The organism is Streptosporangium sp. NPDC001681 (assembly GCF_040298085.1).
GTDB lineage: Bacteria > Actinomycetota > Actinomycetes > Streptosporangiales > Streptosporangiaceae > Streptosporangium.
This window is the reverse complement of record NZ_JBEOZN010000109.1, coordinates 23,008-33,176: the sequence shown is the minus strand read 5'-3', so window position 1 is coordinate 33,176 and position 10,169 is coordinate 23,008. Positions and strand designations below refer to the sequence as shown.

Sequence of the window (10,169 nt, the reverse complement as noted above, 5' to 3'; positions counted from 1 at the left end):
CCGCCAACTCACAACCGCGCGTGCCCCGGCCCCGCCACCCAACACTGGCCCGCCCCCCCCCCCCACCCCCCGGGGGGGGGCCCCCCGGGGCCCCCCCCGCGCCCGCCCCGCGAGAAGGGCCGGAAGCCCGCCTCGCCCGGGGAGAGAACCGACGTCGACCGGGAAGGAGCCGACGTTGAACATCGCGGCACCGGCGAGACCCACACCGCCCCGCACCCCTCGACGCAGGCTCGCGGCCTTCCTGCACCGGCACGCGGGCGTGCGGCTCTCGCTGCTGCTGTCGGCCCCCGCGCTCTGGCTCGGCCTCGCCTATCTCGGCGCGCTGGCCGCCCTGTTCGTGACGGCCTTCTGGAGCACCGACACCTTCACCGGCGACCTGGTCAGGGTGCCGACCTGGGGGAACTTCCAGGATCTGCTCACCGCCGACGTCTACCGTACGATCGCGCTGCGCTCGGTGGGCGTGGCGGTCGCGGTGACGCTGATCGACCTGCTGATCGCCTTCCCGATGGCGTTCGCGATGGCCAAGCTGGCCTCGCCGCGCGCCCAGCGCTGGCTGGTGATCGCCGTGCTCACCCCGCTCTGGGCCTCCTACCTGGTCAAGGCGTACGCCTGGCGGGTGATGCTCGGCTCCGAGGGCCTTCTCGGCTGGGGGTACGGGCTGACCGCCACCGTCCTCACCCTGTCCTACCTGTGGTTGCCGTACATGATCCTGCCGATCTACGCGGGGCTGGAGCGACTGCCGGACTCGCTGCTGGACGCCGCCGGAGACCTCGGGGCGCGTGGCTGGCGGACGTTTCGCACCGTGGTGTGGCCGCTCGCCCTCCCCGCCGTGCTCGCGGGCTCGGTCTTCACGTTCTCGCTGTCGCTCGGCGACTACATCACCGTGAAGATCGTGGGCGGCACCTCGCAGCTGATCGGCAACGTCGTCTACGACAACATCGGCGCGGCCAACAACCTCCCCTTCGCCGCCGCGGTCGCCACCGTCCCCGTGATGATCATGCTGGTCTACCTCGCCGCGGTCCGCCGCACCGGTGCCCTGGAGAACCTGTGAACCTGTCCCGTACGGCGCGCACGGCGCTGTGGGCCATGCTGGCCGCCGGGCTCGGCGTCGTCTACGTTCCGCTGCTGATCGTGGTGCTCAACTCCTTCAACACCGACCGGACGTTCGCCTGGCCGCCCAGCGGGTTCACCGTGCGGTGGTGGGAGGCGGCGTGGAACTCCACCGGCGTGCGCGACGCGCTGTGGACCTCGGTCCAGGCGGGAGCGGGCGCCACGGTGATCGCCCTGGTGCTCGGCACGATGGTGGCCTTCGCGATCCAGCGCTACGACTTCTTCGGCAAGAACGCGGTCTCGCTGCTGGTCCTGCTGCCGATCGCGCTGCCCGGCATCGTCACCGGCATCGCGCTCAACAACGCCTTTCGTGCGGTGCTGAGCCCGTTCGGGGTGAGTCTGGGGCTGTTCACGGTGATCGTCGGACACGCCACCTTCTGTGTGGTGACCGTCTACAACAACGTGCTGGCCAGGCTGCGGCGTACGGGCACCTCCCTGGAGGAGGCCTCGGCCGATCTGGGCGCCGACACCTTCACCACGTTCCGGCTGGTCACCTTCCCGATGATGCGCTCGGCACTGCTCGCGGGCGGGCTGCTAGCCTTCGCCCTGTCCTTCGACGAGATCATCGTGACCACGTTCACCGCCGGGGCCGGGGTCAGGACCCTGCCTCTGTGGATCTTCGAGAACCTGTTCCGCCCCAACCAGGCGCCCGTGGTCAACGTGGTCGCCGCGGCTCTCATCGTCGCCTCGGTCGTCCCGATCTATCTTGCCCAGCGCCTGTCGGGCGGTGACGCGGGAGTCCGCTGAGCGGGGACGGCTCAGCGGGCGCGGTCGTCGTCGAGCACGTCGGCGGCGTGGACGACGATCCTGGGGTCGGGGGTGCCGACGACCTCGTGGTCCTTGTTCTCGTACTCGAAAAGGCTCAGGACGTGGCGCATGGCCTCGACCCTGGCCCGCTTCTTGTCATTGCTCTTGATCACCGTCCACGGGGCCTCCTCGGTGTCGGTGTGGACGAACATGTCCTCCTTGGCGGCGGTGTACTCCTCCCATTTGTCGAGCGACTGCAGGTCCATCGGCGACAGCTTCCACTGCCGTACCGGATCGACCTGGCGGATCACGAACCGGGTGCGCTGCTCGGAACGCGAGACCGAGAACCAGAACTTCACCAGGTGGATGCCGTCGCGGACGAGCATCCGCTCGAACTCGGGCGTCTGTTCCAGGAACTCCAGGTACTCCCCGGGAGTGCAGAAGCCCATCACCCGCTCGACCCCGGCGCGGTTGTACCAGGAACGGTCGAAGAAGACCATCTCTCCGGCGGACGGCAGGTGGTAGACGTAGCGCTGGAAGTACCACTGGGTGCTCTCGCGCTCGCTCGGCTTCTCCAGCGCCACCACGTTCGCCCCACGGGGGTTGAGGTGCTCCATGAACCGCTTGATCGTGCCGCCCTTGCCCGCCGCGTCGCGCCCCTCGAAGAGGATGACCAGGCGTCCCCCGGTGTCCTTGATCCAGTACTGGAGCTTGAGCAGCTCGATCTGGAGCAGCCGCTTGAGCCGGTCGTACTCGGCCCGGTTCATCCGTTCCCCGTAGGGATACTTCTCCCGCCAGGTGTCGACGGGGGTGCCGTCCAGGCGGATCAGAACGGGGTCGTCGTCGTCATCGTCGTCGACCCGCAGGTTGGACAGGTCATCGAGCAGGTTCCCGCGGGCCAGCGCCGAACGGAGGTCCAGAACGGGGAACCGCTCCTTTGCGGGCTCCGCCTCTGCCATCGTTCCCTTCCCCTCGGGCGGACATGGGATCCGCCCTCGTCCTGCCCCCTACCTCGCTTTGAGCAGGCTAATCATCGGCGGGCTGCCCGGTTTGCACCGATCTCGTTCGGCGTTATGTAAAACCTACTAAACAAGTAGGACTTGACGGGATTATGAGCGTGTGTTGAAGTGATGTCATGCGCCCAAAGCTCCGGCCGGCGGTCCGCGGGCACATCGACCCGCGCCCCCTCCGCCTCCCCTCGTGTCACCGCTGACCTTCTGACGATTCGCCGGCGACGCTCCCTCGCGCCCGTCCCCCTCCTCCTGGACGAACCAGCCAGAAAGGCCTCAACCATGCCCGTCGAATTCTCAGGCACCGACGGCGGTGACACGCACGGAGTATCCGCGAAAGCACCACCCCCGGCCCCGGTGACGGGCGCCCGGGTGCGCACCCATCGCGGCTACGGGGGAAACCGGGTGCTGCTCACCGCCACGCCCGCCCGGACCGCCACACTCCCGGCGGGCGGCACGGGAGACCCCGAGGCCGGCGAGCCTCCGCTGAAAGTGGTCACCACCCGTCACCCCTGGCGGTGGGTGGCGGCCGCGGGCATCGCGGTGCTGCTAGCCATGGTGGCCAGCGCGCTGATCACCAACCCGGCCTGGGAGTGGGAGGTGGTCGGGGAATACCTGTTCGCCCCCTCCGTGCTGCGGGCCGTCGTCTTCACGCTGGAGCTGACCGCGCTGGGGATCGTCTTCGGCTTCCTGCTCGGCACCGTCCTGGCGCTCATGCGGTTGTCGAGGAACCCGCTGCTCAACTCGGTCGCCTGGGGCTACATCGCCCTGTTCCGGTCGGTCCCGCTGATCCTGCAGCTGCTGTTCTGGTACAACCTGGCCCTGCTGTATCCGAGAATCTCCTTCGGCGTGCCGTTCGGCCCGGCGTTCTTCGACATCGGCACGATGGACCTGATCGGCCCGGTCACCGCCGCCGCGCTCGGCCTCGCCCTGCACCAGGCCGCCTACGCCGCGGAGATCGTCCGGGCGGGGCTGCTCTCGGTGGACCACGGCCAGCGGGAGGCCGCCGCCGCACTGGGCATCCCCAGGACCAGGCAGCTGTTCCGGATCGTCCTGCCGCAGGCCATGCGGTCGATCGTGCCGACCGCGGGTAACGAGATCATCGGCCTGGTCAAGGGCACCTCGGTCGTCTACATCATGGCCCTGCCCGAGCTCTTCTACCAGGTACAGGTCATCTACAACCGCAACGGCCGGGTCATCGCCCTGCTGCTGGTCGCGACCATCTGGTACCTCGTCATGACCTCGGTGATGTCCGTCGCGCAGCACTACATCGAGCGGTACTACGGCAGGGGCCGCGCATGAGCGCCGCGATGGTCGAACTGCGGGGCGTGCACAAGAGTTTCGGGTCGCTTGAAGTGCTGCGCGGGGTGGACCTGCGGGTCGACCCCGGCGAGGTCACGGTGATCCTGGGTCCGTCGGGGTCGGGCAAGTCGACGCTACTGCGCACCGTCAACCACCTGGAGAAGGTGGACAGCGGGTCGATCAGCGTCGACGGCGAGCTGGTCGGCTACCGCAGGGCCGGCGACCGGCTGTACGAACTGCCCGAGCGCGAGATCCTCCGGCAGCGAACCAAGATCGGTTTCGTCTTCCAGAACTTCAACCTCTTCCCGCACCTGACCGTGCACCAGAACGTCACCGAGGCGCCCCTGTCGGCCCAGCGCAGGCCGAAGGCGGAGGTGGACGCGCTGGCGACCCGGCTGCTTGAGCGCGTCGGGCTCGCCGACAAGGCCCACTCCTACCCCGGCCGGCTCTCCGGCGGCCAGCAGCAGCGGGTGGCCATCGCCCGCGCCCTGGCCCTGGAGCCCAAGGTCATCCTCTTCGACGAGCCGACGTCCGCGCTGGATCCCGAACTCGTCGGTGAGGTGCTCGACACGGTGAAGGACCTCGCCGGGAGCGGCACCACCATGATCGTCGTCACCCACGAGGTCGGCTTCGCCCGCGAGGTCGCCGACACGGTGGTCTTCATGGACGAGGGCCGGATCGTCGAGCAGGGCCCTCCCGCCGAGGTGCTGGACGCCCCCAGGCACGAGCGAACCCGTCTTTTTCTCAGCAAGGTCCTCTGACCCCGCCCAACCTGAACAAGGATCGACATGTCGTTCATATCGAGGCTCGCCCCCGCCGCCGTCGCCCTGCCTCTCCTCCTCGCCGCCGCCTGCGGCACCGCCGAGCCCTCCGCCGGCACCGCCGACAGTGCCGCGGTCCCATCCGCCGCCCCGTCCACGGCCGGCGGAGTCAGGATCAACACCTCGCCGGAGCAGAACCGGATCCGCGCCGACAAGGTGGACGCGATCGCCGCCAAGGTCCCCGAGGCGATCCGGTCCAAGGGCGAGCTCATCGTGGGCTTCAACGGCGAGGGCGCGCCGCCCCTGGTGTCCCTGGCCGACGACGACACCACCCTGATCGGGGTGGAGACCGATTTCGCCCATCTGATCGCCGACGTGCTGGGCCTGAAGGTGCGGGAGGAGAACACCTCCTGGGAGAACCTGTTCCTGGCCGTCAAGTCCGGCAAGTACCACGCGGTGCTCAACAATGTCACGGTGACCGAGGAGCGCAAGGACATCTACGACTTCGCCACCTACCGGGTGGACCAGCTCGCCTGGCAGGTGGGCGCCTCCAGCCCGATCACCAAGATCGAGAAGCCCGCCGACATCGCCGGGCTGAACGTGTCGGTCGGATCGGGCACCAACCAGGAGAAGATCCTGCTGGAGTGGGACGCGCAGAACCAGAAGGCCGGGCTCAAGGCCGCGCAGATCCAGTACTACCAGAAGTACGGCGACGTGCTGCTCGCCCTGAAATCCGGCCGCATCCAGGCCTACCTGGGCCCGAATCCGCCCATCGCCTACCAGGTCGCCGTCGGCGGCGACAGCAGGATCGTCGGGACGCTCTCGGGCGGCGGGTCGGTCGAGGGCCTGATCGCGGTCATGACCCTGAAGGGCAACGGCCTGGTCCAGCCGGTCAACGAGGCGATCAACACGCTGATCGAGAACGGCAGGTACCTTGAGGTGCTCAAGCGCTGGGGCCTGGAGAACGAGGCGCTGCCCAAGTCGCTGATCAACCCGCCCGGCCTGCCGAGGCAGCCCAAGTGACGGTCGACTCCACCAGGCCCGCCCCCGGCGCCGAGAACATCCTCCGGACGACACCCCTGCCACGACGGACCGGCACAACCGTCGAGGTGCACCACGTGGCCGTCCGCGACCCGCGGGTCAGACCGCTCCTTGAGGACCTGCACGCCGAGTACAACAGCCGGTACGGCCCCAACGAGGAGATCAACCGCTATCCCGACGAGCGGTTCGCCCCTGAGCAGGGGGGTGCGTTCCTCATCCTCGCCGAGGACGGACAGACCGTCGCCGGTGGCGCGTTCTTCCGCCGCGACGAGGAGACCGCCGAGCTCAAGCGGATCTGGACCCATCCGGACCACCGGCGGCGCGGCCTGGGCGTCGCCGTCGTCCGGGAGCTGGAGCGGGAGGCCGCGCGGCAGGGCTACCGCAGGATCTACCTGACCACCGGTCCCCGCCAGCCCGAGGCCGCCGGGCTGTATCTCGCGACCGGATACACCCCGCTCTACGACCAGGACGCCGATCCCGAGACGATCGGCCCCCACCCCTTCGAGAAGACCATCCGGGAAACGCGGACCGACTGACCGTGCCACCGCCCGCCGGGGAGCGCCGGAGAGGACCTCTGCCGGACACCGACCGCCCCGACTGCCTAGGAACGGGCCGACGAGACCCAGGAGGCGTACAGGTCGGCGTAGACGCCCGGCTGCCGTACCAGCTCGGCGTGCGGGCCGCGCTGCACGATCCGGCCCCGGTCGAAGACGAACACCTCGTCAGCCGCCTCGGCGGTGGAGAGCCGGTGGGCGATGGAGACGGCGGTGCGGCCCCGGGTGACACCCTCCAGGGCTCGGGCCAGCCGTACCTCCGTCGCCGGGTCCACCGCGGAGGTGGCCTCGTCCAGCAGCAGCAGGTCGGGATCCGCCAGGTAGGCGCGGGCGAGCGCGACGAGCTGGCGCTCGCCGGCCGACAGCGACTCGCCGCGCTGGCCCACCCTGGTCGACAGGTCGGCGGGCAGCCCCTCCAGCCAGTCGGCGAGCCCCAGCTCGGTCATGGCCAGCCGGATCTCCTCCTCGGTCGCCGAGGGGCGGCCGAAGCCGATGTTCTCGGCCAGGGTGCCGTCGAACAGGAACCCGTCCTGCGGGACCATGACGATGCGCCGGCGCAGCGAGGAGAACCTGACGGTCCGCAGGTCGTGGCCGTCCACCGTGATCCGTCCCGAGACGGGGTCCATCAGGCGGGTGAGCAGCTTGGCGAAGGTGGTCTTGCCGGAGCCGGTCTCCCCCACCACGGCGATCCGCGAGCGGGGCGGGATGTCCGCCGAGACCTCGTGCAGCACCGGCACCCCGCCGGAATAGGCGAACCCGACGTTCTCGAAGGAGACCGAGATGGGACCGCGCGGCAGCTCGACGCCCTCCGGGCCGGGGTCGGCGACGTCGGGCGGGGTGTCGAGCACACCGAGGATGCGCCGCCATCCGGCGACGGCGTTCTGCGCCTCGTTGAGCACCTCGGTGGCGATCTGCATCGGCGAGACGAAGAGCGTGATGAGGAACAGGAAGGCGACCAGGCTCCCCACGGTGATCTCGCCGGCCAGGCCGAGCCGCACCCCGACCAGCACCACGGCGGCCAGGGCCACCGAGGCGACGATCTCGGTCAGCGGGAACACCGTCGCGACGATCCGCTGGGTGCGGGCCTGCGCCGCCTTGTTGGCGTCGATCGCGACGTCGAGCCTTTCCGCCGTACGGGCCTCGGAGCCGTGGGCCCTGATCACCGCGGCGCCCACCACCGACTCGCTGACCGCCGAGAGCATGTCGCCGGTGCGCTCGCGGACCCGGGTGTAGGCGCCGGAGAGCCACCGCTGGAAGCGCGGCAGCACGACCATGAGCGGCAGGAAGCAGGCCCACACCACCAGGGTGAGCTGCCAGGAGTAGACGAACATCAGCACGGTGGCGACCAGGAGCTGCCCCGGGGTGATGATGATCATCAGCCCGCCCCACTGCATGAACGTGCTGATCTGGTCGACATCGCCGGTGACCCGGGAGACGAGGGCGCCGCGCCGCTCGGAGTTCTGGGTGAGCACCGACAGGTCGTGCACGTGCCGGAAGCCGCGCACCCTGAGCGCGGCCAGGGAGGACTCGGTGGCCCGGTAGAGGCGGACGTTCATCAGGTACCCGCACAGCGCGGTGAGCGCCACGGCGGCGGCGCACAGCAGCACCGCGGTGCGCACGTAGGCCAGGTCGGGGGTCGCTCCGCCGAGCCCGGTGTCGATGGTCTGCTGGACCGCGATCGGTACGATGATCTTGCCGACCGTGGCGACCACGGCCAGCACGAGCGTTCCGACCAGCCCCTTGCGGAACTCCGGCGTGAGTGACAGCCCGTGCCTGACGGTGGCCACCCCGGAACGCTCGACCCCCTGAAGCGAGCTCAAGCGCTGACCTCTTCCTCTTCCTCTTGCTCGGCGTCGAGCGCCTCGCGCTCGGCTTCCTGACGTTCGTAGGCGGTGACCAGATTGCGGTAGCCCGCGCAGCGGGCGAGCAGCTCCGCGTGGCCGCCTCGGTCGACGACCCGGCCGTGCTCCAGGTAGACGATCTCGTCGGCCAGGGCGATGGTGGCCATCCGGTAGGCGATGACGACCACCGTGGAGGCCTGGGCCGCGTCCCTGAGCCCGTACAGGATCCTGGCCTCGACCTGCGGGTCGACGCTGGAGGTGGCGTCGTCCAGGACGAGCAGCCGGGGGCGGCGCACCAGCGCGCGGGCCAGCGCGATCCGCTGGCGCTGGCCACCGGAGAGGCTGGTGCCGCGCTCGCCGACCTTGGTGTCCAGCCCCGAGGGAAGGGCGCTGACGAACCCCTCGGCCTGGGCCAGGCGCAGCGCCGCCCAGACCTCCTCGTCGCCGACCGGCAGGCCGAGGGTGACGTTGCCCCGTACGGTGTCGTCGAACAGGAACGTCTGCTGCGGCACCAACGCCACCGCGTCGCTGACCCCGCCCCTGGTGACCTCGCGCAGGTCCGTGCCGTCCAGCAGGACGGTGCCCCGCGCCGGATCGACCAGGCGGACGAGGGTCTGGGCGAGCGTGGACTTGCCGGACCCGGTGGGGCCGACCAGGGCGACGGTGCGGCCGGGGGCGACCTCCAGGCTCACGTCGTGCAGGACGGGGAAGTCATCGTCACCGTCACCGCCGCCGTAGGCGTAACCGAGGTCACGGACCTCCAGCCTGGCGGGGTCGGCGCCGGTCAGCTCGACGGCGCCGTGCTCCATGGAGCCGGTCGCCTCGAGCACCGCCCTGATCCGCCCGTAGCCGACGACCGCCCGGGGCAGCTCGGCGAGCACCCAGCCCAGCGCGCGGATCGGGAAGGCCAGCAGGGTGAACAGGTAGGCGACCTGGACGAGCACGCCGGAGCCGATCGCGCCGCTCTCCAGCCGCATCACGCCGATCAGCAGCACGGCGAGCACGCCCAGGGTGGGCAGCGCCTCAAGCACCGGGTCGAACAGGCCGCGGACCCGGCCGACGGCGATGTTGGCGTCGCGCAGCTCGTGGGCCTTGGCCAGGAACCTGGCGGTCTCCTCGTCCTCGCGGCCGAGGGTCTTGACGACCAGGGCGCCGTCGAAGCTCTCGTGGGCGATCTCGCTGACCTCGGCGCGCAGCTGCTGGGCGCGGGTGGCCAGCGGGTTGAGCCTTCGCTGGTAGACCAGGTTGAGCACGGCGATCGCGGGAAAGACCAGGAAACCGACGAGGGCGAGGATCGGGTCGGTGATCACCATTGCGACGGCCGCGGTGACCAGCATCACCACGACGCCGACCGCCATCGGCAGCGGCGCGAGCGGCGCCCAGGCGGCCTCGACGTCGGAGCCGGCGTTCGACAGCAGCTGCCCGGTCGGGTGCCTGTGGTGCCAGGCCAGCGGGAGCCTCAGATACTGCCGGGTGACGTCCCGGCGGGAGCGGGCCTGCATCCGGTACTGCATGACCCCGGCGAAATACCGCCGTCCCGCCACGCCCAGCGCCTTGAGCAGGGAGACCCCGAGGATGAGGAGCGCGCCGAAGGCCAGCGCGCCGGTCGTGATCCGCCCGTTCTCGAAGGCGGGCAGCACGACGTGGTCGGTCGCCCAGCCGAGCGCCCACGCCGCGGCGACGGTCATCAGGCCATACAGGGCGCTGGACAGCACCGCGGCAGCGAAGATCGGCCTTTCAGCCCGGATCGCCACCCCGAGGACACCGAGCCCCTGTCGCATGACTGCGGTGGTCACCTTGCTC

At 70.2% G+C, this 10,169-nt stretch carries 9 protein-coding genes; 6 read left to right on the top strand and 3 right to left on the bottom strand.

The genetic code is table 11. The annotated features are described in order from the left end of the window. The first annotated feature begins 175 nt into the window (after nt 1–175). Both ABT130_RS35790 and ABT130_RS35785 read left to right on the top strand, forming a co-directional pair. Nucleotides 176–1,051 carry an ABC transporter permease gene (locus ABT130_RS35790; protein ID WP_350922819.1) on the top strand — a complete coding sequence of 292 codons (876 nt, stop codon included), beginning with the start codon at nt 176–178 and terminating at the stop codon, nt 1,049–1,051. Continuing rightward, nucleotides 1,048–1,857, top strand: coding sequence for an ABC transporter permease (locus tag ABT130_RS35785; protein ID WP_350922821.1), 810 nt, complete (start codon nt 1,048–1,050; stop codon nt 1,855–1,857). The genes ABT130_RS35790 and ABT130_RS35785 overlap by 4 nt, the downstream gene beginning before the upstream one ends. Before the next feature lie 11 nt (nt 1,858–1,868). Here the strand turns inward: ABT130_RS35785 and ppk2 are convergent, their stop codons facing one another. Beyond that, a complete protein-coding gene (gene ppk2 / locus ABT130_RS35780) occupies nt 1,869–2,816 on the bottom strand; it encodes a polyphosphate kinase 2 (RefSeq protein WP_350963156.1) in 948 nt (315 codons plus the stop codon). Between the two features lie 333 nt (nt 2,817–3,149). Between ppk2 and ABT130_RS35775 the strand changes: the two genes are divergently transcribed. Genes ABT130_RS35775 through ABT130_RS35760 form a run of 4 tightly spaced genes read left to right on the top strand, consistent with a single transcriptional unit; the run spans nt 3,150 to nt 6,507 of the window. Next, nucleotides 3,150–4,169, top strand: coding sequence for an amino acid ABC transporter permease (locus ABT130_RS35775; RefSeq protein ID WP_350963153.1), 1,020 nt, complete (start codon nt 3,150–3,152; stop codon nt 4,167–4,169). Further along, nucleotides 4,166–4,930 carry an amino acid ABC transporter ATP-binding protein gene (locus tag ABT130_RS35770; RefSeq protein WP_350922828.1) on the top strand — a complete coding sequence of 255 codons (765 nt, stop codon included), beginning with the start codon at nt 4,166–4,168 and terminating at the stop codon, nt 4,928–4,930. The genes ABT130_RS35775 and ABT130_RS35770 overlap by 4 nt, the downstream gene beginning before the upstream one ends. A gap of 27 nt (nt 4,931–4,957) precedes the next feature. Beyond that, on the top strand, nt 4,958–5,953 hold the full coding sequence (locus ABT130_RS35765) for an ABC transporter substrate-binding protein (RefSeq protein WP_350963150.1): 996 nt from the start codon (nt 4,958–4,960) through the stop codon (nt 5,951–5,953). Next, a complete protein-coding gene (locus ABT130_RS35760; protein ID WP_350963147.1) occupies nt 5,950–6,507 on the top strand; it encodes a GNAT family N-acetyltransferase in 558 nt (185 codons plus the stop codon). Before ABT130_RS35765 ends, ABT130_RS35760 begins: the two co-directional genes overlap by 4 nt. Nucleotides 6,508–6,572: 65 nt before the next feature. Here the strand turns inward: ABT130_RS35760 and ABT130_RS35755 are convergent, their stop codons facing one another. Both ABT130_RS35755 and ABT130_RS35750 read right to left on the bottom strand, forming a co-directional pair. Further along, complete coding sequence (locus ABT130_RS35755) at nt 6,573–8,345, bottom strand: ABC transporter ATP-binding protein (RefSeq protein WP_350963145.1); 1,773 nt, start codon at nt 8,343–8,345, stop codon at nt 6,573–6,575. Continuing rightward, nucleotides 8,342–10,147 (bottom strand): ABC transporter ATP-binding protein, encoded by a 1,806-nt coding sequence (locus tag ABT130_RS35750; RefSeq protein WP_350963159.1) that lies wholly within the window; start codon nt 10,145–10,147, stop codon nt 8,342–8,344. The genes ABT130_RS35755 and ABT130_RS35750 overlap by 4 nt, the downstream gene beginning before the upstream one ends. Nucleotides 10,148–10,169: the final 22 nt, after the last annotated feature.